Origin of the sequence: Methylorubrum extorquens (genome assembly GCF_024169925.1) — a bacterium.
Classification (GTDB): domain Bacteria; phylum Pseudomonadota; class Alphaproteobacteria; order Rhizobiales; family Beijerinckiaceae; genus Methylobacterium; species Methylobacterium extorquens_A.
On the sequence record NZ_JALJXF010000001.1, the window covers coordinates 4,954,083 to 4,978,852 of the forward strand.

The following is a 24,770-nucleotide window of genomic DNA, read 5'->3' on the forward strand; positions in this document are numbered from 1 at the left end:
GATGCCATTCCGGCTGAGTCCGGCGGCCCGGTCCGAGGGATACCGGCTGCACAGCCACGACCGGCTCGACTCGACCAACAGCGAGGCCATGCGCCTCGCCCATGGCGGGGAGGCCGGTCCGCTCTGGGTCGCGACCCATCGCCAGGAGGCGGGCCGCGGCCGACGCGGCAACGCCTGGACCTCGCCGGAAGGCAACCTTGCCGCGAGTCTGCTGATGCCGGTGGCTGGTGTGGCGCCGGAGATGGTCGCGACGCTTGGTTTCGTTGCCGGTTGCGCGCTGGTGGACGCTTTGCACGACGCTTGCCATGCGCGCCCCACTCCCCGCACGCAGGGAGAGGGGCGCGACGACAAGGTCGCCGAAGCCCTCTCCCCGCGTGCGGGGAGAGGGGATGCATTGGCGCCGCAAGGTCTTGCTCCTGCCTCATCCTCCATCCATCTAAAATGGCCCAACGACGTTCTTGCCGACGGCAAAAAGCTCGCCGGCATCCTGTTGGAAGCCGAGACACTGCCGGGCGGGCGACGGGCCGTCGTCGTCGGTTTCGGCGTCAACGTCGCGGCAGCGCCCGACGGTTTGCCCTATCCAGCGGCGGCGCTTGCGACTTTTTCCGCGGCGGATGCGCCGATGCTGCTCGAATTCCTGTCGGAACGGTTTGTCGAAGCCGTCCGGATCTGGAACAAGGGGCGCGGATTCTCGAATATCCGGCGGCGGTGGCTGGAGCGCGCGGCGGGGGTAGGGGCCCCCGTTTCGGTTCGCATGGCCGAGGCTACGCTGACGGGCATCTTTGAAACGATCGACGAGGGGGGGCGGCTCGTGATCCTCGCCCCGGACGGAACCCGACGAACCGTGACGGCGGGCGAGGTGCATTTCGGACGTGCCGCGACGGCGGCCTGAGACTGGATAGACGAACAAGATGACGACACGGCAGGACGAACTCGTCTTCGTGCCGCTCGGCGGCGTGGGCGAGATCGGCATGAATGCGGGCCTCTACGGGATCGGACCCGAGAAGCAGCGCAAATGGATCATGGTCGATTGCGGAATGGGTTTTGCCGGCGAAGAGGGATTGCCCGGCATCGACCTGATGTTCCCCGACCTCACCTTCATCGAGGAGCGCAAGAAGGACCTTCTGGGCATCTTCATCACCCACGCGCACGAGGACCATATCGGCGCGATCTCCGAGCTGTGGCCGCGCATCAAGGCGCCGGTCTACGCCACGCGGTTCGCCAAGCAGCTTCTGGAGACCCGCCGCCTCTCCGAGCCCGGCGCGCCGAAGGTGGATCTGCGCGAGATCAAGCCGGGCCGGCGCGTCACCGTCGGCCCGTTCGAGATCGAGTTCGTGCCGGTGGCCCACTCGATCCCCGAGTCGAACGCGGTGGCGATCCGCACCGAGCACGGCCTCGTGCTCCATACCGGCGACTGGAAGCTCGACGACACCCCGGTGGCCGGCGACTCGACCTCGCCCGAGGCGTTCACGGCAATGGGCGACGAGGGCATCCTCGCGCTTATCTGTGACTCCACGAACGTTCTGCGCGAGGGCCGCTCGCCGAGCGAGTCCGAGGTTTCCGCGACCCTGCGCAAGCTGATCGAGAACGCGCCCCACCGCGTCGCGGTGACGACCTTCGCCTCCAACGTCGCGCGTATCCGTGCCGTGGCGGAGGCGGCGCAGGCCTGCGGGCGTCAGGTGATCGCCGTCGGGCGCGCCATGGACCGCGTGATCGATGTCGCCCGCGAATGCGGATACCTCGACGGCTTGCCGGACTTCCTCTCGGCCGAGTCCTACTCGCACATCCCGCGCGACAAGGTGGTCTGCCTGCTCACCGGTTCGCAGGGCGAGCCGCGGGCGGCGATGTCGCGGGTCTCGCGCCACGACCATCCGGCGATCTCGCTCACGGCCGGCGACCGGGTGATCTTCTCGTCGCGCGCCATCCCCGGCAACGAGCGTGATGTCGGCGCCATCATCAACGACCTGATCGTGGATGGCATCGAGGTCATCACCGACCGCACCGAACTCGTTCACGTCTCCGGCCATCCCCGCCGCGAGGAGATGGTGGCGATGTATTCCTGGACGCGGCCGAAGGCCGTCGTGCCGGTGCACGGCGAGGCGTTGCATCTCGACGAGCATGCGCGCTTTGCCCGTTCGCAGGGCGTCGAGTCGGTGGTGAAGGCCCGCAACGGTGCGGTGGTCCGCCTCGCGCCGGGTAAGCCGGAGATCGTCGAGCATGTCCGCGCCGGGCGGCTCTACAAGGACGGCAACGTCCTCATCGATTCCAAGGACCGGGCCATCCCCGAGCGGCGCAAGCTGTCGCAGACCGGCATCGTCTCGGTGGCTATCGCCATCGACGAGCGCGGCGAGGTGATCGGCGATCCGGCGGTCGACATCATGGGCCTGCCCAATCGCGGCCGGAGCGGCGAGCCGCTGCTCGACACCGTGGTCGATACGGTCAACCGCACCCTCAACGGTCTGTCGCGCGGCAAGATGAAGGACTCGGAAGCCGTCGAGAACGCGGTCGACCGCGCCGTGCGCTCCGCCGTCAACGAGGCATGGGGCAAGAAGCCCGCCTGCCACGTGCAGGTGGTGGAGGTTTGATCACCCCGCGCCCGCATCGCTACGGCGAGCGGGCGCGGGGCGCCTGAAGGCGCGACCGCTCCGCAGAGAGAGGCGCAGGATCCAGTCATCAGGCCCGGCAAGGATGGCCGGGCCTGGGGTTCGAGAAGACAGGGAGGGAGGCAGCAATGATCGGACGGCTCAACCACGTCGCCATCGCGGTGAAGGATCTCGACGCGGCGACGGCGGTCTACCGCGACACGCTCGGCGCCAAGGTGACCGAGCCGCTGCCGCAGCCGGAGCACGGCGTGACGGTGGTGTTCGTCGAATTGCCCAACAGCAAGGTCGAGTTGATGTCGCCGCTCGGCGAGAACTCGACGATCCAGGGCTTCGTCGACAAGAACCCGGCCGGCGGCATCCACCATGTCTGCTACGAGGTCGAGGACATCATCGCCGCCCGCGACCAGATGAAGGCGGCCGGCGCCCGTGTGCTCGGCACCGGCGAGCCGAGGATCGGTGCCCACGGCAAGCCGGTGATCTTCCTCCACCCCAAGGACTTCCTGGGGACGCTGGTGGAGCTGGAGCAGGTCTGAGGGACAGTCCTCCGATCTCGATCGGTCGGGCGCTGGCCCGGCCGCTTCATGCCGTTTTGAAAATGATGACCCGCTTGTCCCTTCGCACCCTGACCGCCTCGACCCCGCTGACCCTTCTGACGGTGGCAGCACTGACCGCGTTGTTCGCGACGGTCGCCGTGAAGGGGTTCGAACTGACGGTGTTCGGTGCGCTGGCACTCTACTTCGTGCTGTGGTGGACCTTCCTGTTCGCGATCCTGCCGCTGGGCAATGCCGCCGAGGCCGATCCGCAGCGGCTGGTGCCGGGCCAGGATCCGGGGGCGCCCGCGAGCCCGCGCCTGCGTGAGAAGGCGTTGCTGACGACGCTCCTGGCCGCCATCGCGTTCTTCGCGGCGCTGCTGATCTTCCCGCTCGCCCGCCTGTAAGGGCAACGGGGCGCTCCGACTCTGGCGTAGAGGGCTACCGAGCCCAAGAAGAGGCTTAGTCCAAAAACAAAAAGCAAGGCACGAGGCCTTGCTTTGGATAACCGAAGTGTTTTTCAGCCTGATTTATGTCGCGCATTGCTTGCGGCGCGTTGGCTGATTGTTCCTCCCAAGACCCGGACCGTGCGCTGCCTCGTGGGCTGCGACCATCACGGCGCTGCTTATAGGAAGAACATTTCCCTTTGTCATCAGGGGAGAGACGGTTCGCGGCGCTTTTTTGCAAGCGGCGCGTCAAGCAGCCTCCGCCGATCATCGAGAACGCTGCGCGCCGCTGCTTCGCCGGCTTCGTTCCGCCGCATTGCCAGCCGACCCTGTGTTCGCAGGGCGCTTGTGTTTTGCGGGGGCAATGTGTTGTGTGCCCTCGCACGCTGGCCTTAGCTCCTCTCCGGCTGCGCCTGCCCGCTTCCAAGGTCGAACGATGCGTCTCTCCCGCTACTTCCTGCCGATCCTGCGCGAGACGCCGAAGGAAGCGGAGATCGTTTCGCACCGCCTGATGCTGCGGGCCGGCATGATCCGCCAGGAGGCGGCCGGCATCTATGCGTGGCTGCCGTTGGGACTGCGCGTCCTCAACAAGGTCTGCGACGTCATCCGCGCCGAGCAGGACCGCGCGGGCGCCATCGAGATCCTGATGCCGACGATCCAGGCGGCCGACCTCTGGCGCGAATCCGGCCGCTACGAGGCCTACGGCAAGGAGATGCTGCGTCTGAAGGACCGCCACGAGCGCGACTTGCTCTACGGCCCGACGGCGGAAGAGGTCGTCACCGAAATCTTCCGGGCCAGCACCCGTTCCTACAAGGATCTGCCGAAGAACCTCTACCAGATCTCGTGGAAGTTCCGCGACGAGGTGCGCCCGCGTTTCGGCACCATGCGCTCGCGCGAGTTCCTGATGAAGGACGGCTACTCGTTCGATCTCGATCAGGCCGCGGCGCGCCACTCCTACAACAAGGTTTTCGTCTCCTACCTCCGCACCTTCGAAAGGCTGGGCCTCAGGGCGATCCCGATGCGCGCCGACACCGGCCCCATCGGCGGCGATCTCAGCCACGAGTTCATCATCCTTGCCAAGACCGGTGAGAGCGAAGTCTTCTGCGACCAAGCCTATCTCGACATGCCGGTGCCGCCCCCGTCCGTCGATTTCGACGACGTGGCCGGGCTGCAGGGCGTGGTCGATGCCTGGACTTCGCACTACGCCGCCACCGACGAGATGCACGACGAGGCGGTCTTCGCCGAGGTGCCGGAGGCCTCGCGTCTCTCGGCCCGCGGGATCGAGGTCGGCCATATCTTCTATTTCGGCACCAAGTACTCGACCCCGATGAAGGCGGTCGTCACCGGCCCCGATGGAAGCGAGCGCCCGGTCCATATGGGCTCCTACGGCATCGGCCCGAGCCGGCTCGTGGCCGCGACCATCGAGGCGAGCCACGACGAAGCCGGCATCATCTGGCCGGACGCGGTCGCCCCCTTCGACGTGGCGCTGATCAACCTCAAGGTCGGGGATGGTGCCTGCGACACCGCCTGCGCCGAGATCCAGGCGGCGCTGGAGACGGCGGGCCTGTCGGTCCTCTACGACGACCGCGACGAGCGGCCGGGCGCCAAGTTCGCCACCGCGGACCTGATCGGCCTGCCCTGGCAGGTGATCGTCGGCCCGAAGGGACTCGCCGAGGGCAAGATCGAGCTGAAGCGCCGCGCCAGCGGGGAGCGCGAGACCCTCGATCCCGTCGATCTCCCCGCCCGCATCCGGCGCCTCTGAGGACCGGCCGCGATGGCGCTTGCGTTGGGTAAGGCCGGTGTCTCCTTGAAGGGCATCCTCGGACGGCTGAAGAACGCCCGCGCGAGCGCCTCCACGCCGCCCTTCGCGGGGTTCGAGTGGATTATCGCCGGCCGTTACCTGCGGGCGCGCCGCCGGGGCGGCGGCGTCTCGGTGGTGGCCCTGTTCTCGGTGCTCGGCATCGCGGTGGGTGTGGCGACCCTAATCATCGTGCTTTCGGTGATGAACGGTTTCCGCTCCGAGTTGCGCTCCAAGATCATCGGGCTCAACGGCCACGTCTTCGCTGCGCCGATCGACCGGCTGTTCACCGACTACGTCGATCTCTCCGACCGGCTGGAAAAGGTCGCGGGCGTGCGCGCCGTGGTGCCGATGGTGCAGGGGCAGGCCTTCGCCTCCTCGCCCTATGGCGGCTCCGGGGTGCTCGTGCGCGGCGTACGCGAGGCCGACCTGCCGAAGATCCCCGCCGTCTCCGGCGCGATCAAGGGCGGGACGCTGGAGAACTTCGACGACGGCCAGGGGGTGGCGCTCGGCAAGCGGCTCGCCGACGCCCTCGGTCTCCAGGCCGGCGATCAGGTGACGCTCTCGACGCCGAAGGGCGCGAGCACGCCGTTCGGCACCGCGCCGCGCACCAAGACCTACACCGTGAAAGCGATTTTCGAGATCGGCGTGACCGATTTCGATACCACCATGGCGTTCATGCCGCTGGCCGAGGCGCAAGCCTTCTTCAACCGCGACGGCGATGTCAGCGTGATCGAGATCTATCTCGACAACGCCGATGCGGTGGGCGAGATGCGCGAGCCCCTCGAGATGGCGGCCGAGCGCCCGGTGTTGCTCACCGACTGGCGCCAGACCAACCGCACCTTCTTCGGTGCCTTGGAGGTGGAGCGGAACGTGATGTTCCTGATCCTCAACCTCATCGTGATCGTGGCGACCCTGAACATCATCTCCGGGCTGATCCTGCTCGTGCGCGACAAGTCCTCGGACATCGCGATCCTGCGCACGATGGGGGCGACGCCGGGCACGATCATGCGGGTCTTCCTCATCAACGGAGCGCTGATCGGCCTCGTCGGCACGGCGATCGGGCTGATCGGCGGCGTGCTGTTCACCCTCAACATCAAGCCGATCCAGCGCACCCTGTTTCCCACCGCGTGGGATCCGACGGTGCGCTTCCTCGCCGAGATCCCGGCCGAGATGAACACGAGCGAGGTCGTCATCATCGTGATCACCTCGGTGCTGCTGTCGCTGGCGGCGACCCTCTATCCCTCCTGGCGCGCCGCCCGGCTCGATCCGGTGCAGGCCCTGCGCTACGGCTGACGGAACGCCCTCGATATGGCTCAGACGAATGCCGGCGGCACCCAGCCCGTGCCGGCCCTGTTCTTCGCCGGCGTCCAGCGCCGCTACCATCAGGGCGAGGGGACGCTCGAAATCCTGCGCGGCACCGATCTCGCGATCTGGCCCGGCGAGTTGGTCGCTCTGGTCGCGCCCTCGGGCGCGGGCAAATCGACCCTGCTCCACGTCGCCGGCCTCCTGGAGCGGCCGGACGGCGGCGAGGTCTATATCGGCGGCCAGCCGACGGCCGGCATGTCGGATGGCGAGCGCACCCGCCTGCGGCGCGAAGAGATGGGCTTCGTCTACCAGTTCCACCACCTGCTGCCGGAGTTCTCGGCGCTGGAGAACGTGGTGCTGCCCCAACTCATCCGCGGGCTGGCCCGCAAGGAGGCGGAGGCGCGCGCGGCCGAACTGCTCGGATTCCTCGGCCTGAAGGAGCGGCTGCCGCATCGTCCGGCCGAATTGTCGGGCGGCGAGCAGCAGCGCGTCGCCATCGCCCGCGCGGTCGCCAACGGGCCCCGGCTGCTTCTCGCCGATGAGCCGACCGGCAACCTCGACCCCCAGACCGCCGGCCGGGTCTTCAGCATCCTGCTCCAGCTCGTGCGCGCCTCCGGCCTCGCGGCGCTGATCGCGACCCACAACATGGAACTGGCCGCCCGCATGGACCGCCGCGTGACGATCCGCGACGGGATGATCGAGCAGATGGCATAAAGAGGTAGATCGTCGGAGATTTCAGTGCAGCGGCCGCGTCGGCAGGTGTGATCCCGTATCCGACGATCCACCCCGGGCCGCCGCAATCATCGCCTCGTTGACGCTCGCGGATTACGGCAAGCGGCGCCGTCCCGATCGAAGGCGCGCAGAACCGGCCGGCAAAGCGGATTTATTCAGGAAAGGGGCCGGCCGCTGGTTGGAGAGGCGCGCTACAGCCCAAGGCTGGGTATCGCCTGCGAGAGCCAGGCAAAGGCGCCCATGATGCTGGCGAACAGGGTGTAGACGAAGCCGATCGAGATCCCGACGCCGACGCCGCCGATCAACAGGCCGATCAGCACCACGAATCCGTCGCGCTCCACCAGCCCGAGGCCGATCAGCGAGACCGCGAGCCCGAGCGGGATCTGGCCGAAGAAGGGCGGGGCGACGATGAGCGCCAGCGCCAGCGCCAGGATCAGCACGCCCATGCCGCGCATTCCGACGGCCCCGTCGAACACGGTCAGGCGCGGGCGCGACCAGCGCTCCAGCCGACGCAGCAAGGGCACCGCCCGGTTCACCGCCTTCTCCACCGTCGCGCGGGCGATCGACTGGTCGAGCAGACGCCGAGGCAGCCACGGGGATGACATCCCGGCCACGATCTGGATGGCGATGACGAGCAGGATCAGACCGCAAACCAGCGGGATCGGCGGCGGCATCGGCAGGCAATTGGGCAGGCCGAGCAGGACCACGAGCAGCGCGAAGGCGCGGTCCCGCAGCACGGCGACGATGTCGCCGACGGTCAGACGCTCGCTCTCCTGGCTCGCAAGCATGGTGAGAACGTCGGAAGTGCGCGCAGCGGAGGACAAACCGGCTCGGCCGTTGGATTTTTCGGTGAGCGCGGCTCTAGCCCAACCCGGCTCATCCGCCAAGCGCTCCGACCCATGCGCGCGTGCCGTGCCACACGGAAGCGACCCGCGCTCAGGTTGCTTCAGTCGCCGTAATGCTTATTTCAAGTATGTCTTCACCGACAACTTAACGTGAGTTGTAAATTTCTCTTAACCACAGCCTTTTGCTGTGACAACCATTGGTCGTTCCGCCGACTTCTGCGCGACCTCCAATGTCGACACGCGCATTCTCCCCTAATCGCTTGCGCCACCCGGCTCCGTCCCGGCGGGCCGTAAGCCGTCGCGCGCTCGTTGTCCTCGTCCTGGCCGCTTTCTTCGCCTGTGATCCGGCCCGCAGTGACGATGCCACCCTTCGGACCGTGCTGTTCGGCAGCATGGAAGCCGGCGCTTCCACCTTTTCCGCAGCCGGAGCGAAGCTCGTCTTCGATCGGTTCGACCGCGATGGCCCCGTCGCGCTGGTGACGGCCGGGGGCGGCGTTCGCCCGGAAGGCGGAGGCCGCGCGCCGGTCCTGATGCGCTTCACCGCGCTCGGGGCGGCGCTCGGCGGCTACCAGTTCATCCGCGAATGGGGAGCGGCGACGCTGTTCGCCGGCCCGGAAGCCTCGTGGGAGGCGCTGTCCGGCCCCGGCTTCGTGCAGGCGCTCCCCCTGCGGGCGGGCCTGCGCCTGCACGGCGAGGTCTGGGCGCGACCCACCGAGTCGACGCTGGCGACCGCGACGGTGATCCTCGGCTCCGCCCGCGGCGACGCCTATGCCCGGCTGTCCTGGGGCGCCGCCTTGTTCGGCGCGTATCTCGGCCCGGAGGCAGCGGTCTACGGCGACCGGACCGATTACCGGAAATGGAGCGTCGGGCTGCATGTCACCGACTACGCGATGGGCGGCTACCGCTTCCGCCTCTCCGCCGGAGGCCAGCTCGAGACGCCGCTCAACCAGTGGAGCCCCTACGTTTCCCTTGCCGTCTGGAGCACGCTTTAAGGCGTCGTTCCAAAAGCCGGCGGCCACCTTCCGGGACGACGCGTGAGGGCGGCTTACCCCTTGGTGCGCAGCGAGGAGCGCCCGCCATCGACGCCGATGACCTGCCCCGTGACGTAGCCCGCCTCCGGGCCGACGAGGAACGCGGCGAGTGCCGCGACATCCTCGGGCTCGCCGAGGCGCTGGAGCGCGTGCATCGACGCGATGCCGGAGGCCAGCGTCGCGTTGCGGGTGATGGATTCGGCGAGCGGCGTTCGCGTGAGCGAGGGGGCGACGACGTTCACCCGGATCGCGGGCGCGAGTTCCGCGGCCATCGAGAGGGCCAAGCCCTCGACCGCCCCCTTGGCCATGGCGACCGAGGCATGGTGCGAGAACCCCTGCGCGACGGCGACGGTGGAGAACAGCACCACGCCCGCGCTTGCCTCTCCCGCGCCGGCCTTGAGCGCGGGGGCCGCCGCTTGCACCGCCAGAAAGGCGCCGAGCGCGTTGATGCGGAAATCCGCCTCGATGCGTGCCGGGTCGAGCTTGGCCAAAGGCGCGAGCTGAATCGTGCCGACCGCGTAGACGAGGCCGCCGAGGCGCGGGCCCGCCTCCGAGGCGACGCGCGGGTACAGGGCCGGGTCGGTGACGTCGCCCGCGGTGAAGCCGGTCTCGCCGAGTTCGGAGGCCGCCCGTTCCAGGCGCTCCGGATCGCGGCCGACGAGGTGGAGGGCCGTGCCCCGTTCGCGCAGGGCTCGCGCCGTGGCAAGGCCGATGCCGCCGGTTCCGCCGTAGATCACCACCCGTTCCATGAAGCCCCCCTGTCGGGCGGCGTCCACCCAACGATTCCGCGCAAAGATTTCACCCATGCCTGAAATCCACTAGCTAAGGCGGAGTTGATCGGCGTGGAGCCGATCAAAGCCGCCGCCGCCCTGCGCCGAACGTCGCAGGGTCGCCAGCCACGGGACGTCTCTGCCCATGAAATTCGCCTTTGCCGGCATCGACTTCCTCGGCGGCGTGTTCGACGGGCTGATTGAGGCCGGTTGGACGCCGGTGAAGCTGTTCACCCGCCCTTGCGACGGCATCTACGATCACAACGAGGTCGTGGTGGCCCAGGCCCGGCGCCACCGCATCCCGATCCAGCTCTCGCGGTTGCTGCCCGACGACATCGAGCGGCTCGCGCACGAGGACGGCCGCGACGTGGTCCTCGTCGTCTCCGGCTATCCCTGGCTCGTGCGGGGCTGGCACGGGCGGGTGCGCTACGCCCTGAACCTCCATCCCTCGCCGCTGCCGACGGGGCGGGGGCCCTACCCGCTCTTCAAGGCGGTTCTCGATGGCTACGAGAGCTGGGGCGTCACCGCCCACGTCCTCGCCGAGCAGGGCTTCGACACCGGCGACATCCTCGCCCAGGACATCTTCCCCGTCGATCGCCACGAGACCCACGAGACGCTGCTCGCCAAGTGCCAGATGGCGGCCCGCCGCCTCGCCGTCGGGCCGATCGGGAAGGATCTTGCCGAGCACTGGCGCAAGGCGGAACCGCAGGGCGACGGCTCATACTGGCCGCGGGTGAACGACGCCGACCGCACCCTCGACTTCCGCAAGGACGTCGCCGAGGTGCTGCGTCGCGTGCGCGCCTTCGGCGCGATCGAGACCATCGCCCGTCTCGGCGACGCCCGCATCTTCGTCGCCGCCGCCGATGGCTGGCAGGAGGCCCACCGTCATGCCCCCGGCACCGTGGTGCACCGCTACCGCCGCCAGATCGTGGTGTCCGCCCGCGATGGCTATGTGCAGCTCACCCGCTGGAGCCCGGTGCCGCTCAACGAGGCCGGACAGATCGGGCGCTAGGGTCAAAACCCAATCAGCTTGACCGTGCGAAGGGCTGCTTGCGACCGATTCTGTTGAAAAACTCGGCTGTTGCAGCGGCATTTGCGAGGTGATTCACTGCTGTTGTGAGGCAGGGATCGACGCAGATGATGGGACCTCGGCAAGTCGAGCAGGGTGCTCTGTTCTACGAGTTCTCGCTCGACACCCACGTTCCCGCCGACCATCTGCTGCGCTCTATCGACCGCTTCGTCGATCTCACCAGCCTGCGCCAGGAGTTGGCCCCGTTCTACGCCTCCACGGGCCGCCCCTCGGTCGATCCCGAGCTGATGATCCGTATGCTGATCATCGGCTACTGCCTCGGCATCCGCTCGGAGCGCCGGCTCTGCGACGAGGTTCACCTCAATCTCGCCTACCGCTGGTTCTGCCGCCTGGGCCTGGAGGGCCGCGTACCGGACCACTCGACCTTCTCGAAGAACCGGCACGGCCGCTTCCGCGACAGCGATCTGCTACGCCGCTTGTTCGAGCGTGTGCTCGCCCGCTGCATCGCCGAAGGGCTGGTCGGTGGCGAGGGCTTTGCCGTCGACGGCAGCCTGATCAAGGCCGACGCCAACCGACAGAAAGGGGTCGAAGGCTCTGCCGGTCTCCCGCCCGAGGCCGTGAGCCGGGCCGCTCAGGAGTATCTAGCCGTCCTCGACGAGGCCGCCTTCGGAGCCGCCACGCCCGTCCCACCCAAGTTCATCTCGCCCGCCGATCCGGCCGCTCGCTGGACCGGAGCACACGGCGGGCAAGCGTTCTTCGCCTACACGGCCAACTACTTGATCGACCTCGACCACGCGGTCATCGTCGATGTCGAGGCGACCACCGCCATCCGGCAGGCCGAGGTCACGGCGGCCAAACGCATGATCGAGCGCTCACGCGAGCGCTTCGATCTCTATCCGGCCCGGCTGGCGGGCGACAGCGGCTACGGCTCGGCCGAGATGCTGGGCTGGCTCGTCTACGAGCAGGGCATCGAGCCGCATATCAGCGTCTTCGATAAGTCGACCCGCACCGACGGCACCTTCTCACGCGCTGACTTCACCTACGACCAGCCCAATGACGTCTATCGCTGCCCGGCGGGCCGGATGCTGACGACGACCGGCACCTTGGTCAACGACGGGGCGACGTTGATGTATCGAGCGAGCAAGTTCGACTGCACGCCATGCCCACTGAAGGCGCGCTGTTGCCCGAACGATCCGGTGCGCAAAGTCCCGCGCTCGATCTACGAGGGAGCGCGAGACATGGCTCGCGACATCGCACGATCTGAAGAAGGCAAAACCTCACGCCGCGAGCGGAAGAAGGTCGAGATGCTGTTTGCCCACCTCAAGCGCATCCTGAAGCTGGACCGCCTCCGGCTACGAGGACCGAACGGAGCGAAGGACGAGTTCCACCTCGCAGCCGCCGCCCAGAACCTGAGGAAGCTCGCCAAGATCATCCCGGTCCCGCAGCCGAGCCCGGCTTGACTGGGAAGGAGGCCTCAGGGCCGAGGAGAAAAGACCGCCCCTGTCCGTCGCCGATCTCGGCCGCCACCGAGTTTTTCAACGAAATCGACCCTTTACAGACATGCAAGCACCCAGAGACGATCAGATGTCAGAGGCACCACGGATTGACGATAGCAATGTCTGGACTATCATAAAAACCATACACGACGAAGCCTCTCAATCTCGCTTGCTTATCGAGACGAGGGAGGAACCGAAGATTTTTAGATATTCGCTAGAACAGTATTATGTTCCAGCAAGTGAAGATGATGGTTTCTGGCCGAACGGCTTTTGGCAATGCAACTTTGAGTCCGGACTATTTTCCAATGCTCAAGACGCAGAACGTGAAGCCCAGATTTCATGGGCGGCCCACCGAACTCGCGATTGATGCTACTTTTCAGGGTCTGCTTTCCACCGAGGCTGTGTGAGAACGCGGTTGGGTGTGTCGGCGCGGATTGGTGACGGGGTGCGAGGTGCCGCGTGCCCTCACGCCCGCAGGGCGGTGAGGAGAGGCCCGGTTCCGAGGATCGCCATGACCCGCTTCAGATTGTAGGCCAGGACCTGCAGGCTCATCTCGGTGGCCACGTTTCTCAACCGTCGCATCCGGAAGTGCGTCGCCCCCATCCAGCCTTTGAGCGTCCCGAACACGTGCTCGACCGTCTGGCGCCGCGTGCGCATCGCATGAGGATCCGCGTCGAGCCGGCGCTGTACGGCTTCCAAGACAGCCTCGTGCTCCCACCGCGTCACCCGCCGCTCCTTGGCCGGCGTGCAGCGTGCCTTGATCGCGCAGTCGTGGCAGGCCGTCGTCCAGTAGCGGCGTAGCGTCAGTCCGCCCTCCACGTTCGTGTAACGGTACGAGAGCCGCTCGCCGGCCGGACACCGGTAGGCGTCCGCCTCTGGCTCGTAGACGAAGTCTTGTTTGCCGAAGCGCCCCTCCGCCTTGGCGCCCGAGGTCAGCGGCTTGGGCAGCGTCACCGCGATGCCGGCCTGCTCGCAGGCCAGGATCTCCTCGCCCGAGAAGTAGCCCCGGTCGGCCAGCACGCTGAGCCCTTCATGCCCGGTCGCCACCTGGCCCTGGCGGCTCATGTGCGCCAGCTGGGTGCGGTCGTGCCCGACGTTGGTCACCTCATGCGCGACGATCAGATGATGCTCGGTGTCGACGACCGCCTGCACGTTATAGCCGACCATCCCCGTGCCCTTACCGCTCGTGGCCATCGCCCGCGCGTCCGGGTCTGTCAGCGAGATCTGCCGGTCGGGGGCAGCCTCGACGAGCGTCTCCATCGCCTGCAACTCGCGCATTCGCGTCCGCAGGGCGTCCAGACGCTCGGCGATGCGCACCTTGCGCACGCGCGCGACCTCGTCTTCCTGGCGGTCGGCGGTGTCGAGGGCGGCGAGATAGCGTGCGATGCTCGCCTCGACCTGCTCGATGCGGCGCCGGACCGCGGCTGGGGTGAAGTTGCGATCACGGGCGTTCACCGCTTTGAAGCGGCTGCCGTCCAGCGCCACGACACCACCGGCCAGGAGGCCGAGTTGGCGACACAGCACCACGAACTGGCGGCAGGCGGCTTGGATCGCAGGACCGTTGTCGCGCCGGAAGTCGGCGATGGTCTTGAAGTCTGGGGCGAGGCGGCCGGTCAGCCACATCAGCTCGACGTTGCGGCCGGCCTCGCGCTCCAGGCGGCGGCTGGAGGCGACTTGGTGGAGATAGCCGTAGAGGTAGATCTTCAGCAGTGTCGCGGGATGGTAGCCGGGCCGGCCCGTCGTGGCCGGCACCACGCCGTCAAAACCCAGAGCCGCGAGATCGAGTTCGTCGACGAATGCATCGACGACGCGCACCGGATTGTCCTCGGATACGTAATCGTCCAGCCGGTTCGGCAGAAGCGTGACTTGATGGCGATCAGCACCACAAACAAAACGCGCCATAGCCGCCTCCGCCGTCCCGCAGAGACTATCAGAACAGCAGCGTTTTCACACAGCCTCCACCCTCAGCTGCCCTTCCCACGGTCAACCTGATTGGGTTTTGCCCCGAGAGCATCGTCCTAGATATCGGATCCAGGACGATGCTCTCGCCTTTTGTTTTTGCATCATCTTCTTCAGAAAGCCGGTGGCCACCTTTCGGGACGATGCTCCAGCCAATGCCGCCGATGCGCCGTAAGGGCGATCTCCCTCAAAAGATCTGCGCCCAGTGCGGCCGCCCCTTCGCGTGGCGCAAGAAGTGGGAGCGGGTCTGGGACGAGGTGCGCTACTGCTCCGACCGCTGCCGGACGGAGGCGAAGCGCGAGGCGCGCAAAGAGCCGAAGACTTAGTCCCCCAGGGCCTCCGGGGTGTCGACGTCGAAGATCACCGCCGGATCGGCCGGCAGTTCCAGCACGTCGCTGCGCCGCTTCAGGATCGGCCCGGCACCGTTGTCGCCGGTCAGTGCGGCGAGGTCGGCACCGAGGCGGTCAAGGTCGAGCAGAACCGGGTTGCCCCGGCGCCCCTCGCTCACCGGCACCACGGCGGAGGGACGCGGCGTCGCGCCGGCATAGGCCGCGATCAGCGCATCGATATGCGCCGGCCCGATCCGCGGCATGTCGCCGAGCACCACCACCGCCGCCTCGGTGTCCGGCGGCAGGGCGGCCAGCCCGAGCCGCAGCGAGGTCGAGAGGCCGGCGGCGGGGGCAGGGTTCTCGATGAGCCTCAGGTCCAGGCCGGCGAGCGCAGCCCTCACCGCCGCGGCATGCGCGCCGAGCACCGCGACGACGGGGCCGGCGCGCGAGGCCAGGGCGGCTTCGGCGGCGCGGCGCACCATCGGGCGGCCGGCATAGGGCGCGAGCATCTTTGCGCCCCCCCCGAAGCGGGAGCCGAGGCCGGCGGCGAGGATCACCGCGCCGATGCGCGGCTCAAACCCCGTCACCGCCCGACCTCGGCTGGCCGCGCAGCGGTATCTCGGTGAGCAGGCCGCCGACGCCGAGGCGCACGATGTCGGCCCGCGTCACCGCGAGGCCCGCGAGCAGGCGGTGCAGGACGAAGTCGAAGCCGTTCTCCTTCGGCGAGCGGGCGCAGCCCGGCGCACCGATCACCGGCACGGCGCCGAGAGCGCCGAGCAGCAGCAGGTTGCCGGGATCGACCGGCATGCCGAACTGCTCGACCCGGCCGCCCGCCGCCTCCAGCCCGGCGGGGATCACGTCGCGCCGGTCGGCGATGGCCGAGGCACCGAACACCACGACCAACTCCGCTCCCTCCGCCACCGCCCCGGCGATGGCGCCCGCGACCGCGCCGGCCTCATGCCGCACGCGGGCCTCGGCGACGATTCGCGCACCCGTCGGGGCCAGTCGCTCGGCCAGCACGCGCAAGGTCTTGGCGACGGTTGCCGCCTTCAGGCCGGGCAGCAGCGTCGAAACGACCCCGACCCGCGCGAGACGATAGGGCGCGAGCCGCATCGGCGGCGCAGCGGCGGCGGCGAGCGCACGCTCCAGCGGGGCGGCGGCGACGGCGTAGGGGATGATCTTCACCGTGGCGACCATCTCGCCTGCGGCGACCGGCCGGAAGGCCGGCAGGGTGGCCACCGTAATCGCCTCGTCCACGGCGTTGACGGCGTCGATCCCGGCCGGCTCGACCACGAACAGGCCTGCGGCTTGCGCGAACAGGTTGCAGCGCCCGGTGAACGGCGGCTCGGCGCGCAGGCCCTCCCCGGCGAGATGCCCGGCGAGGCGGGCCGCCGCAGCATCCTCGCCGACATCGCCGGGATCGAGCCGGACCGCCAGAATCTCGGGGATTCCGGATTCGGCAAGGCGCAGGGCCTCCTCGGCGAGGATCGGCCGGCCCTTCTTCAGGCTGGCGCCCTCGGCGCGCACGGTATGGGCGGCGATGAGCCCCGCGCTGTCGCGGGTCGCGACGGGTCCGAACTGCATGGGTTCAGCGTCCCGCCGCCGCGTCGGGGGCTTTGATGCGATCCTGGCGCAGGGTCGCGACGACCTGGGCGAGGATCGACAGCGCGATCTCGGCGGGCGAGACGGCGCCGATGTCGAGCCCGATCGGCGCGTGGATCCGGCCGATTACCGCCGCGTCGAACCCCGCTTCCTTCAACCTCTCGATGCGCCGGGCATGGGTCTTTCGCGAGCCCAGCGCGCCGATATAGGCGCAGTCCGCCCGCAGGGCCGCGACGAGGGCGGGATCGTCGATCTTGGGATCGTGGGTCAGCGCGGCCAACGCCGTGTAGGCGTCGAGCGGCCCGATCTCTTCGAGTGCCTTGTCCGGCCATTCGGCGATCAGCCGCACGCCGGGAAACCGCTCCGGGCTGGCGAAGGCCGTGCGCGGATCAATCACCGTGAGATCGAGGCCGAGCTGGCTCGCAAGCGGTACCAGCGCCTGGGAGATGTGCACGGCGCCGACGACGACGAAGCGCACCGGCGGCGCGTGGACGGCGACGAAGACCGGGCGCCCGTCCGGCCCCTCGCCGAGGCCGCTGCGCCCGCTGCGCAGGCGTTCGCGCAGGAGGGGCCCAAGCGGGTCGGCGTCGATCTCGGCGGCGCGCACGAGGCGCTGGCCGCCGTCCTCGGGATCGGTGACGATCAGGACCGGGCGGCGCGCCGCGCGCTCCGCGTTGAGGGCCGACAGGGTGTCGAGGCGCATGGAATGGGTCGCTCGATGCGAGACGGGCCGCCGCCCGCGATGGGAGCGGCGGAGGTTTGACAAAAAATCAGTCGATGCGTTCGACGAAGACGCGGATGCGGCCGCCGCAGGAGAGGCCGGCCCGCCACGCGGTCTCGTCGGCGACGCCGAATTCCAGGGTGCGGGCGCGCCCGTCCTCGATCACATCGAGGGCCTCGGTGATGACCTCGCCCTCGACACAGCCGCCGGAGACCGAGCCGAGGAAGCGGCTGTCGCCGTCGATGACGAGATGGCTGCCGACCGGGCGGGGCGCCGAGCCCCAGGTCTGGATCACGGTGGCGAGCGCGACCGCGCGCCCCTCGCGCCGCCAGCCCTCGGCGGCGCGCAGGATGTCGTCCTCGGTGGAGAGCATGGGGTTCACGTCCTGATATGCCGGTTCCGCCGCCCCCGACCGTCCCGTCACGAGAGAGGTAGGCGTGCCGGCCCGTTCCGCAATGCGGCCAACGGTGGCGCTTGCAACGCCATCGGGCGGACTTCATCAAGGTCGGCGGATTTTCCGGCGGCCGGACGGGAGCTTGGTGTGACGAAGCGGAGCGCGTTGGCAACCCTTCTCGCCCTCATCCTCGCAGGTCCCGCCAGCGCCGCCGAGCCGCTGAAGATCGGGCTCGCCGCGCCGTTGAGTGGGCCGGATGCCGGCTTCGGCCAGGGGGCGCGGCTCGGCGCCGAGCAGGCGGTCGCCGAGATCAACCGCGCCGGCGGGGTGCTGGGGCGCAAGCTCCAGCTCGTGGTGCAGGACGACGCCGCCGATCCGAAACAGGCGGTGGCGGTCGCCCGCAAGTTCGCCGGCAGCGGCGTGCGCTTCGTCATCGGCCCGCTCACCTCGGGCGCGGCCGCCGCGGCGAGTTCGGTCTACGAGGAGGCCGGCATCGTCACGGTCACGCCCGGCGCGACCTGGGCTCCGCTGACGCGCCGGGGCGCCAGCCTGCTGTTCCGGCTTTCGGGCAGCGACGCGCAGCAGGGTGCGCTCGGCGGCACGCTGCTGGCCGAGCGGTTCCGCGGCAAGCCGGTCGCCATCGTCCACGACAAGACCAGCTTCGGCCGCGGGCTCGCCGACGAGGCTGTTCGCGCCCTCAAGACCCGCGGCGGGGGGGAGCGCCTGTTCGAGGGCGTCTCCCGCGACGACCGCGAGATCGCGGCGCTCGTGGCCAAGCTGCGGGCACTCGGGATCGAGGCGATCTATTTCGGCGGCCTGTCTGCGCCGGCCGGAGCGCTGATCCGGGCGATGCGCGAGGCCGGTCTCACGACCACCGTGATCGGCAGCGACGGGCTGCTCGACCGGGACTTTTCGCAGGTCCCCGGCGCCGAAGGCACGCTGATGACGGTGGCGTCCGCCCCGCCCCGCCTGCCCGAGCCGAGGGGCACGAGATCGCCGCGAAATCCGGAGGCCGAGATGTTCGCCGGCCCGGCCTACGCAGCGGTCGAGGTCGTGCGGCAGGGGATCGAGGGTGCGCGCTCGGTCGAGCCGGCCAAGGTCGCGGCTCACCTCCATGGCGGCGCCTCTCTGCGCACGGTGCTCGGCGAGGTGGCGTTCGACGCGGGCGGCGATCTCGTGAAGCCGCCGTTCTCGGTCACCGTGTGGCGCCGGCTTCCCGACGGGCGGCTCGACTTCGCCGGCAACGAAGTCTCGCCGTGAGACCGTCACGAGGCGGCGGAGGCTACGAAATTCCGCCCGGCGTCGAGGTTCAGCGCTCATCGCGTGGCGGATATTCTTGCACAAAGCGCCTCCGACGCTTAAGTCGCAGGATTGGTGCCCTTCGCGAAACACCCGTCGTGCCGCTCGTCCGGCCGGAGGGAGGACTCCCCGATCCGGGAGTTTCGCGAAAGGCACCCGACGCCCGGCAGCGCTGACGCCTCTCGTCCCGAGCGGATCGGACCCGCAGCGCCGCGCGTTTCGCACGACAGACCGATTTTTGATTTTGCCGGAGCGCCCCGTGCAGGCAGCCCGGCTGGAGATAGATGTATGGCAAAAGAGGAATTGATGCAGTTCGACGGCTTGGTCGTCGAGATCCTGCCGGACGCGCGCTACCGCGTGCAGCTCGACCAGGGGCACGAGATCGTCGCCTACACGGCCGGCAAGATGAAGAAGAACCGCATCAAGACTCTGGCCGGCGACCGCGTCACCGTCGAGATGTCCCCCTATGATCTGGAGAAGGGCCGCCTCGTGTTCCGTCACAAGGACGAGCGCTCCGGTCCGCGTCCGCCCCAGCGCGGCGGCCAGCAGTTCCGTCGCCGTTAAAGGCGCCGGACCACCAAGCTGCCGAGCGGCGCCCCACAGGGCACCGCCCGAGAGTCCCGAAAACCTACTTCCCGAACCGCTCGAATTTCGGGAAGCTGCGGGTCATCAGCGTGCCGGCATCGGACCGGTGGCCCATCCACTTCTCCAGCATCGCGCTTTGAGCGATCCGCGCTTGTCCCGAGCCGTCGCGCCAGGGCAGGCCTTCCGCCAGGGTGAAGACGCAGGCATCCGCGAGCTGGCTCTGGCGGCAGCGCTGCAGGCGCACGCCTTTGCCGCGGCCGAGTTCCGTCACTTCGGAGGCCGGGAAAACCAACATCAGCTTGTCGGACGAGCAGACGGCGATGTGGTCGCCCTCGGCCGGCACCAGCAGCACCGCGCGCGTCCCCTCGTCGAGGCCGAGGATCGCCTTGCCCTTGCGGGTGTTGGCGACCAGCGCGTCGGAGGGGGCGATGAAGCCGCGCCCGTCCGAGCCGGCGACGAGCAGCTTGCTCTCCGGCTTGTAGGGCAAGGCCGCGACGATCTCGGTGCCGTCGTCGAGATCGACCATCAGCCGCACCGGATCGCCGAAGCCGCGCCCGCCGGGCAGCTTCGAGGCTTCCAGGGTGAAGACCTTGCCGTTCGAGGCGAGCAGCAGGATTTTCGCTGTGGTCTCACTGAGGAAAGAGACCTTCAGGCTGTCGTCGCCTTTGAAGGTCACTGCCGACAGGTCGGCAACGTGCCCCTTCAGCGCGCGGATCCAGCCCTTCTCGGACAGGATCACCGTGATCGGCTCGCGCTCGACCATGGCGGCGGTGAAGTCGATCCCGGCGGTATCGGGCGGATTTTCCAGGGTGGTGCGGCGGCGGCCCAGCTTGGTCTCGGGCCCGAACGTCTTCTTCACCGCGCGGATCTGCTTGGTGATCTCCGTCCACTGGAGCTTCTCGGAGGCCAGCAATCCCTCGATTCCCTCCTTCTCCGCGGTCAGCGCCTCGAACTCGCGCTTCAGCTCCATCTCTTCGAGCTTGCGCAGGGAGCGCAGGCGGGTGTCGAGGATCGCGTTGGCCTGGACCTCGGTGAGTTCAAACCGCGCCATCAGCGCGGCCTTCGGCTCATCCTCCTCGCGGATGATGCGGATCACCTCGTCGAGGTCGAGATAGACGATGAGCAGGCCGCCGAGGATTTCGAGGCGGCGCTCGATCTGGCCGAGGCGGTAGCTCGAACGGCGCTGGAGCACGACGCGGCGGTGATCGACCCACTCGCGCAGGCACTCGGCGAGACCGATGACGCGGGGCACGACGCCGCCGACGAGCACGTTGAGGTTCAGGGGAATCCGCGATTCCAGCTCGGAGAGCCGGAACAGCGACTCCATCAGCATCACCGGATCGACCGAGCGCGAGCGCGGCTCCAGCACCACGCGCACATCCTCCGCCGATTCGTCGCGCACGTCGGCGAGCAGCGGCAGTTTCTTCTCCTGAAGCAGGTCGGCGAGCTTTTCGATCAGCCGCGCCTTCGGCACGCCGTAGGGAATCTCGGTGACGACGATGTTCCAAGTGCCGCGGCCGAGATCCTCCTTGGCCCAGCGGGCCCGCACGCGAAAACCCCCGCGACCGGTGCGGTAGGCCTCGCGGATGGTCTCAGGCGTATCGATCAGGATGCCGCCGGTGGGGAAGTCCGGCCCCTGCACGAAGGTGCAGAGCTGCTCGGAGGTCGCCTCGCGGTTCTGGATCAGGTAGAGCGCCGCGTCGCAGAGTTCGGCGGCGTTGTGCGGCGGGATCGAGGTCGCCATGCCGACCGCGATGCCCTGGCTGCCGTTGGCGAGCAGGTTCGGGAAGGCCGCCGGCAGGACGATCGGCTCCTCCTTCTCGCCGTTGTAGGAGGCGCGGAAATCGACCGTGTCCTCGTCGATCCCGTCGAGCAGCAGGCGGGCGACTTCCGTGAGCCGCGCCTCGGTGTAGCGGTAGGCCGCCGGACCGTCGCCGTCGATGTTGCCGAAGTTCCCCTGGCCATCGACCAGCGGGTAGCGCTGGGCGAAGTCCTGGGAGAGGCGCACCAGCGCGTCGTAGATCGCTTGGTCGCCGTGCGGGTGGAAGTCACCCATCACGTCGCCGACGATCTTCGCGCACTTCTTGAACGCCGAGGTGGGGTCGAGCCGCAGGAGGCGCATGCCGTAGAGGATGCGCCGGTGCACCGGCTTCAGGCCGTCGCGGGCATCGGGCAGCGCGCGCTGCATGATCGTGGAGAGCGCATAGGCATAGTAGCGCTCCTCCAGCGCCGTCTTCAGCTCGACGCTCTCGATGCCGTCGCTCGGCGGCGGCAGGACGGGCTGGCCCATCACTCACTCCACATCGTCAGTTCAGTCCGGACGCCGACCCTGCATCGGCGTCCGCCACCGCTCCCCGTTCCTACGGGTTACAGCGCCTCTAGAAACGCATAGGAACATAACACGAACACGATCAGCTCTGGCCAGTGCTGAGTGCGACGAATCGTGCGCGTTCCTCCGGCGTCGCCTGTGCCCGCGGGCGCCAGACGTGCTGATCGAGGAAATACCCCGCCAAGGTAAACCCCTCCCGAACGTCATGCACGTCGGGTGTGCGCCAGCCGCTGCCGGGCTGGTCGCGGTCGCGCAGGAAGGGCGGCAGAGCCAGCAGGCGGTCACGATAGGGCTCGCCCGCCGAGGCGCTGACCGCGCGCCCGCTCTTCGGGGACACGTAGACCAGGGCGTCGTTGGCGCCCGTGGCCGCGCAATGCGACAGGTCGAGGCCGAAGCCGAGCCCCGCGAGCAGCGCCAGTTCGAACCGCACCATCAGCGCGGGGGCTATCTCGGGATCGTCGAGATGAGTGAGCAGGATCTGCGCCGCCGCGTAGAGCGCCGGGTGCGGATCGCGTTCGGGCAGGAGCCGCAGCAACGCCGAGAGATGCGCGACCCCGTAGAGCGCGAGGCCCGAATCCATCAGCCGCGAGGCGTTCAGGGTCAGCGGCTCGACCACGTAGGAGCCGAGCGACCCGTCGAGCCGCGCCCGCCATGTCGCGCGGAGCATGTTGCCGGGCTGGAGCATCGGCTGCATCCGCCGCGAGCGCCCGCCATGGACGAGCCCGAGATGGCGCCCGTGCTCCGGCGTCATCAGTTCGAGCACGACCCCGGTCTCGCCGTGCTTGCGCAGGCCGATCACCAGGCCATCGTCGATCCATTGCATGGGAGACAGATAGTCGCTTTTTCGCTGCATGGGAGCATGGTGAGCGGGAGGCCTGTCCCTTGCGGACGATTGCCCCGTTTCGCGCCCTGCTCGAAACCGCTACGCTTTTCCCGCAACGGGAGATTTCGCGATGGTCGGGCGGCGCGGCGGGGTGATGCTGGCGATAGCCTTCGCGGTCGGCGGCTGCACTGCGACCGCTGCCCCGCCTTCACCCTCCGCCGCCACCGGCACGGTCCGCGAGCGGATCGCCGCGTTGGCGCGCAATCAGGTCGCGTTCGGTTCGGTCTCGCTGATCCCGGTGCGGTTCGCGCATAGCCGGATCGCCGGCCCGTTCGAGGATGGCGGGCGCCAGCTTTACTGCATCTCGACCCGGATGAGCGGACGCACCTTCGGCAAGCCGGAACGGCCCAAGCTCGTGGTGCGGGAGGAGGCCGGGGCGCTCACCGTCCTGCGGGACGAGGAGGAGACCTGCGAGGGGCATCGCAGCGAGCCGTTTTCGGAGCTGGACATGCCGGGGGGCTGAAGGGGGTTGCGCGCGCCTGCCCAAAAATGGTCCGTTCCGGCCCGATGGCCTCTCGTTCCCTGTCGCTCTCCCTCGACCTGATCGCCCGTGCCCATCCCGACACCGTTCCCGACGACCCGGACGCGCTGACGCTGCTCTCCGACGCCGACCTCGCGCCCGAACTCGCGGCGATGCTGACCCGTCGCGCCGCACCCGAGGGCGGGCTATGGGTGTTCGCCTATGGCTCGCTGCTGTGGAACCCGGAATTCGCCTTTACCGAGCAGCGGCTCGGCACGCTGCGGGGCTGGCATCGCCGGTTCTGCCTGCTGCAGCGGCGGTTTCGCGGCACGCCGGAGAATCCGGGCTTGGTGCTGGGGCTCGACCGGGGCGGGATCTGCCGCGGCGTCGCCCTCCGCCTGGACGATGCCGACCCGCATGGCATCCTGATGCCGGTCTGGCGGCGGGAGATGAAGGGCAAGGGCTACGAGGGCCGCTGGGTCACCGTCGAGACGGAGACCGGGCCGGTCATGGCGCTGACCTTCATGGTGAACCGGCAGAGCGACCGCTACACCGGCCGCCTCTCCGACACCGAGATCGCGGACAAGATCGCCGCGGCCTGCGGGCATCTGGGCCCGAGCGCCGAGTATCTGTTCCGCACCGTGGAGGCCTGCGCCCGGCTCGGCATCCACGATCGGCACCTGTGGTCGCTCCAGGCGCTCGTGGCCGAGCGCCTGCCGGCGAGGCGGACAGTCTGCCCGCCGAAGTGATCCAGGGCGCGACCTTTCCGGAAAGGGCCGCGCCGTGGACGGCTTCGCTCCGCTCGCAGTGACGGAAGATTACTGCCCGTCGATCCGGGCGCCGAGGAGCGCGATGGCGCGCTGGTAGACGCCGGCGGCGTTCCAGCCCTGGATCGCGGCGAAGTTCGGCTCGCCGGGCTGGTAGCCCGCGCCGCGCTGCCAGCCGTGACCCTTCAGGAAGTTGGCGGTGGAGTTCAGCGCGACCGGCGCGCTGTCGAGGCTGCCGCCGACGCCGTAGGTCAGGACGTTTTTCGGCAGGAACTGGGTGTGGCCGACCTCGCCGTGGGCCGCACCGCGGGTGGCGGAGGTGAGCACCCCGCTGTCGACGAGCTTGAGCGCTGCGTAGAGCTGATCGGTGAAGTAGGCCGAGCGGCGGCAATCGTAGGCCAGCGTCGCCACCGCCGAGAGGGTGTTGACGTTGCCCTTCACCGCGCCGAAGCCGGTTTCCATGCCCCAGATCGCCAGAAGCGGGCCCGGCGGCACGCCGTAGCGCTGCTCGATCGAGGCGAAGAGCGCCGCGTTCTGAGCCTTGAGGGTGCGCCCGCGGGAGACGATGACGTTGCCGCCGCGCTTGGCCAGGAACTGGTCGAGGGAGAGCTTGAAGCTCTTCTGGCCGCGATCCGCCGAGATGGTCGCGGTGGAGTAGGAGGTGTTGGCGAGCGCCGCGAGGGAGGCCGGGCTCGCCCGGCCCTTGGCCTCGGCGGCGAACTCGTCCTTCCAGGCCTCGAAGCCGGCGGCGCTGTTGCCGCACTGCGCCGCCTGCGCCGTGCCGGCCAGCCCCATCAGGGCGGCAACCGCCACCAGTCTCAAACCGTGTCCGGTCATCCCACACTCCATCAGG

Annotated in this window: 25 protein-coding genes; 15 read left to right on the plus strand and 10 right to left on the minus strand. The window is 68.8% G+C overall.

Going from position 1 to position 24,770, the window contains the following annotated elements; translation table 11 throughout:
• Position 1 precedes the first annotated feature (1 nt).
• The 7 genes from J2W78_RS23065 to J2W78_RS23095 all read left to right on the plus strand — a co-directional run bounded on the left by J2W78_RS23065 (position 2) and on the right by J2W78_RS23095 (position 7,399).
• Positions 2–892 (plus strand): biotin--[acetyl-CoA-carboxylase] ligase, encoded by an 891-nt coding sequence (locus J2W78_RS23065; protein ID WP_253373886.1) that lies wholly within the window; start codon positions 2–4, stop codon positions 890–892.
• A gap of 19 nt (positions 893–911) precedes the next feature.
• Positions 912–2,585, plus strand: coding sequence for a ribonuclease J (locus J2W78_RS23070; RefSeq protein WP_253373887.1), 1,674 nt, complete (start codon positions 912–914; stop codon positions 2,583–2,585).
• 146 nt (positions 2,586–2,731) lie between these two features.
• Positions 2,732–3,136, plus strand: coding sequence for a methylmalonyl-CoA epimerase (gene mce, locus J2W78_RS23075; protein WP_003598176.1), 405 nt, complete (start codon positions 2,732–2,734; stop codon positions 3,134–3,136).
• Positions 3,137–3,198: 62 nt separating this feature from the next.
• Entirely contained in the window at positions 3,199–3,540 is a 342-nt protein-coding gene (locus tag J2W78_RS23080; protein ID WP_015821650.1) for a DUF1467 family protein, read from the plus strand.
• 475 nt (positions 3,541–4,015) lie between these two features.
• Positions 4,016–5,341, plus strand: a complete 1,326-nt coding sequence (gene proS, locus J2W78_RS23085; protein ID WP_253373888.1) for a proline--tRNA ligase — start codon at positions 4,016–4,018, stop codon at positions 5,339–5,341.
• 12 nt (positions 5,342–5,353) lie between these two features.
• A complete protein-coding gene (locus tag J2W78_RS23090) occupies positions 5,354–6,673 on the plus strand; it encodes a lipoprotein-releasing ABC transporter permease subunit (protein WP_253373889.1) in 1,320 nt (439 codons plus the stop codon).
• Positions 6,674–6,688: 15 nt separating this feature from the next.
• Entirely contained in the window at positions 6,689–7,399 is a 711-nt protein-coding gene (locus tag J2W78_RS23095) for an ABC transporter ATP-binding protein (protein WP_253373890.1), read from the plus strand.
• A gap of 209 nt (positions 7,400–7,608) precedes the next feature.
• On the opposite strand, the gene J2W78_RS23100 is transcribed toward J2W78_RS23095, so the two are convergent.
• Positions 7,609–8,241 carry an exopolysaccharide biosynthesis protein gene (locus tag J2W78_RS23100; protein ID WP_301288639.1) on the minus strand — a complete coding sequence of 211 codons (633 nt, stop codon included), beginning with the start codon at positions 8,239–8,241 and terminating at the stop codon, positions 7,609–7,611.
• Positions 8,242–8,492: 251 nt separating this feature from the next.
• Between J2W78_RS23100 and bcsS the strand changes: the two genes are divergently transcribed.
• Positions 8,493–9,254 (plus strand): cellulose biosynthesis protein BcsS, encoded by a 762-nt coding sequence (gene bcsS / locus J2W78_RS23105; protein ID WP_301290546.1) that lies wholly within the window; start codon positions 8,493–8,495, stop codon positions 9,252–9,254.
• A 53-nt stretch (positions 9,255–9,307) separates the two neighbouring features.
• On the opposite strand, the gene J2W78_RS23110 is transcribed toward bcsS, so the two are convergent.
• Positions 9,308–10,042, minus strand: coding sequence for an SDR family NAD(P)-dependent oxidoreductase (locus tag J2W78_RS23110; RefSeq protein WP_253374123.1), 735 nt, complete (start codon positions 10,040–10,042; stop codon positions 9,308–9,310).
• 166 nt (positions 10,043–10,208) lie between these two features.
• On the opposite strand from J2W78_RS23110, the gene J2W78_RS23115 reads away from it, so the two are divergent.
• Together J2W78_RS23115 and J2W78_RS23120 are read left to right on the plus strand one after the other, a co-directional pair.
• Positions 10,209–11,075: a methionyl-tRNA formyltransferase gene (locus J2W78_RS23115; RefSeq protein WP_253373893.1), complete on the plus strand. Its 867-nt coding sequence runs from the start codon at positions 10,209–10,211 to the stop codon at positions 11,073–11,075.
• Between the two features lie 125 nt (positions 11,076–11,200).
• A complete protein-coding gene (locus tag J2W78_RS23120; RefSeq protein ID WP_253368010.1) occupies positions 11,201–12,553 on the plus strand; it encodes a transposase in 1,353 nt (450 codons plus the stop codon).
• A gap of 501 nt (positions 12,554–13,054) precedes the next feature.
• Here the strand turns inward: J2W78_RS23120 and J2W78_RS23125 are convergent.
• Positions 13,055–14,491, minus strand: a complete 1,437-nt coding sequence (locus tag J2W78_RS23125; RefSeq protein WP_253370468.1) for an IS1182 family transposase — start codon at positions 14,489–14,491, stop codon at positions 13,055–13,057.
• 212 nt (positions 14,492–14,703) lie between these two features.
• Between J2W78_RS23125 and J2W78_RS23130 the strand changes: the two genes are divergently transcribed.
• Complete coding sequence (locus J2W78_RS23130; protein ID WP_253373894.1) at positions 14,704–14,874, plus strand: DUF2256 domain-containing protein; 171 nt, start codon at positions 14,704–14,706, stop codon at positions 14,872–14,874.
• Here the strand turns inward: J2W78_RS23130 and J2W78_RS23135 are convergent.
• The 4 genes from J2W78_RS23135 to J2W78_RS23150 form a co-directional block, all read right to left on the minus strand.
• A complete protein-coding gene (locus J2W78_RS23135; protein WP_253373895.1) occupies positions 14,871–15,464 on the minus strand; it encodes a nucleotidyltransferase family protein in 594 nt (197 codons plus the stop codon). The genes J2W78_RS23130 and J2W78_RS23135 overlap by 4 nt on opposite strands.
• Positions 15,451–16,461, minus strand: coding sequence for a molybdopterin-binding protein (locus J2W78_RS23140; protein WP_253373896.1), 1,011 nt, complete (start codon positions 16,459–16,461; stop codon positions 15,451–15,453). The genes J2W78_RS23135 and J2W78_RS23140 overlap by 14 nt, the downstream gene beginning before the upstream one ends.
• Positions 16,462–16,465: 4 nt before the next feature.
• Positions 16,466–17,182 (minus strand): XdhC family protein, encoded by a 717-nt coding sequence (locus J2W78_RS23145; protein WP_253373897.1) that lies wholly within the window; start codon positions 17,180–17,182, stop codon positions 16,466–16,468.
• 67 nt (positions 17,183–17,249) lie between these two features.
• Positions 17,250–17,573: an XdhC family protein gene (locus J2W78_RS23150; protein WP_253373898.1), complete on the minus strand. Its 324-nt coding sequence runs from the start codon at positions 17,571–17,573 to the stop codon at positions 17,250–17,252.
• 168 nt (positions 17,574–17,741) lie between these two features.
• On the opposite strand from J2W78_RS23150, the gene J2W78_RS23155 reads away from it, so the two are divergent.
• Both J2W78_RS23155 and infA read left to right on the plus strand, forming a co-directional pair.
• Positions 17,742–18,854, plus strand: a complete 1,113-nt coding sequence (locus tag J2W78_RS23155; protein WP_253373899.1) for a branched-chain amino acid ABC transporter substrate-binding protein — start codon at positions 17,742–17,744, stop codon at positions 18,852–18,854.
• Positions 18,855–19,181: 327 nt separating this feature from the next.
• Positions 19,182–19,457, plus strand: a complete 276-nt coding sequence (infA, locus tag J2W78_RS23160) for a translation initiation factor IF-1 (protein WP_003600463.1) — start codon at positions 19,182–19,184, stop codon at positions 19,455–19,457.
• 64 nt (positions 19,458–19,521) lie between these two features.
• Here infA and parC read toward each other — a convergent pair whose 3' ends face one another.
• Both parC and recO read right to left on the minus strand, forming a co-directional pair.
• Positions 19,522–21,768 (minus strand): DNA topoisomerase IV subunit A, encoded by a 2,247-nt coding sequence (gene parC, locus J2W78_RS23165; RefSeq protein ID WP_253373900.1) that lies wholly within the window; start codon positions 21,766–21,768, stop codon positions 19,522–19,524.
• A gap of 121 nt (positions 21,769–21,889) precedes the next feature.
• On the minus strand, positions 21,890–22,630 hold the full coding sequence (gene recO, locus J2W78_RS23170; protein WP_253373901.1) for a DNA repair protein RecO: 741 nt from the start codon (positions 22,628–22,630) through the stop codon (positions 21,890–21,892).
• 130 nt (positions 22,631–22,760) lie between these two features.
• Between recO and J2W78_RS23175 the strand changes: the two genes are divergently transcribed.
• Both J2W78_RS23175 and J2W78_RS23180 read left to right on the plus strand, forming a co-directional pair.
• The gene (locus J2W78_RS23175; protein ID WP_253373902.1) at positions 22,761–23,153 is read left to right on the plus strand and encodes a hypothetical protein; all 393 of its coding nucleotides are present in this window, start codon (positions 22,761–22,763) and stop codon (positions 23,151–23,153) included.
• Positions 23,154–23,197: 44 nt separating this feature from the next.
• Entirely contained in the window at positions 23,198–23,899 is a 702-nt protein-coding gene (locus tag J2W78_RS23180) for a gamma-glutamylcyclotransferase (RefSeq protein WP_253373903.1), read from the plus strand.
• Positions 23,900–23,968: 69 nt separating this feature from the next.
• Here J2W78_RS23180 and J2W78_RS23185 read toward each other — a convergent pair whose 3' ends face one another.
• Positions 23,969–24,754, minus strand: coding sequence for a lytic murein transglycosylase (locus J2W78_RS23185; RefSeq protein WP_253373904.1), 786 nt, complete (start codon positions 24,752–24,754; stop codon positions 23,969–23,971).
• Between the last annotated feature and the right edge of the window lie 16 nt (positions 24,755–24,770).

Excerpts from the sequence above, each read along its gene's own strand:
- J2W78_RS23070 (WP_253373887.1), top strand. The coding sequence starts at position 912 with ATGACGACACGGCAGGACGAACTCGTCTTCGTGCCGCTCGGCGGCGTG.
- recO (WP_253373901.1), bottom strand. The coding sequence starts at position 22,630 with ATGCAATGGATCGACGATGGCCTGGTGATCGGCCTGCGCAAGCACGGC.
- J2W78_RS23080 (WP_015821650.1), top strand. The coding sequence starts at position 3,199 with ATGATGACCCGCTTGTCCCTTCGCACCCTGACCGCCTCGACCCCGCTG.
- J2W78_RS23120 (WP_253368010.1), top strand. The coding sequence starts at position 11,201 with ATGATGGGACCTCGGCAAGTCGAGCAGGGTGCTCTGTTCTACGAGTTC.
- J2W78_RS23095 (WP_253373890.1), top strand. The coding sequence starts at position 6,689 with ATGGCTCAGACGAATGCCGGCGGCACCCAGCCCGTGCCGGCCCTGTTC.
- J2W78_RS23130 (WP_253373894.1), top strand. The coding sequence starts at position 14,704 with ATGCCGCCGATGCGCCGTAAGGGCGATCTCCCTCAAAAGATCTGCGCC.
- J2W78_RS23185 (WP_253373904.1), bottom strand. The coding sequence starts at position 24,754 with ATGACCGGACACGGTTTGAGACTGGTGGCGGTTGCCGCCCTGATGGGG.
- J2W78_RS23175 (WP_253373902.1), top strand. The coding sequence starts at position 22,761 with ATGGTCGGGCGGCGCGGCGGGGTGATGCTGGCGATAGCCTTCGCGGTC.
- proS (WP_253373888.1), top strand. The coding sequence starts at position 4,016 with ATGCGTCTCTCCCGCTACTTCCTGCCGATCCTGCGCGAGACGCCGAAG.
- J2W78_RS23110 (WP_253374123.1), bottom strand. The coding sequence starts at position 10,042 with ATGGAACGGGTGGTGATCTACGGCGGAACCGGCGGCATCGGCCTTGCC.
- J2W78_RS23125 (WP_253370468.1), bottom strand. The coding sequence starts at position 14,491 with ATGGCGCGTTTTGTTTGTGGTGCTGATCGCCATCAAGTCACGCTTCTG.
- bcsS (WP_301290546.1), top strand. The coding sequence starts at position 8,493 with ATGTCGACACGCGCATTCTCCCCTAATCGCTTGCGCCACCCGGCTCCG.
- J2W78_RS23180 (WP_253373903.1), top strand. The coding sequence starts at position 23,198 with ATGGCCTCTCGTTCCCTGTCGCTCTCCCTCGACCTGATCGCCCGTGCC.
- J2W78_RS23140 (WP_253373896.1), bottom strand. The coding sequence starts at position 16,461 with ATGCAGTTCGGACCCGTCGCGACCCGCGACAGCGCGGGGCTCATCGCC.
- J2W78_RS23150 (WP_253373898.1), bottom strand. The coding sequence starts at position 17,573 with ATGCTCTCCACCGAGGACGACATCCTGCGCGCCGCCGAGGGCTGGCGG.
- parC (WP_253373900.1), bottom strand. The coding sequence starts at position 21,768 with ATGGGCCAGCCCGTCCTGCCGCCGCCGAGCGACGGCATCGAGAGCGTC.
- J2W78_RS23090 (WP_253373889.1), top strand. The coding sequence starts at position 5,354 with ATGGCGCTTGCGTTGGGTAAGGCCGGTGTCTCCTTGAAGGGCATCCTC.
- J2W78_RS23145 (WP_253373897.1), bottom strand. The coding sequence starts at position 17,182 with ATGCGCCTCGACACCCTGTCGGCCCTCAACGCGGAGCGCGCGGCGCGC.
- infA (WP_003600463.1), top strand. The coding sequence starts at position 19,182 with ATGGCAAAAGAGGAATTGATGCAGTTCGACGGCTTGGTCGTCGAGATC.
- mce (WP_003598176.1), top strand. The coding sequence starts at position 2,732 with ATGATCGGACGGCTCAACCACGTCGCCATCGCGGTGAAGGATCTCGAC.
- J2W78_RS23065 (WP_253373886.1), top strand. The coding sequence starts at position 2 with ATGCCATTCCGGCTGAGTCCGGCGGCCCGGTCCGAGGGATACCGGCTG.
- J2W78_RS23115 (WP_253373893.1), top strand. The coding sequence starts at position 10,209 with ATGAAATTCGCCTTTGCCGGCATCGACTTCCTCGGCGGCGTGTTCGAC.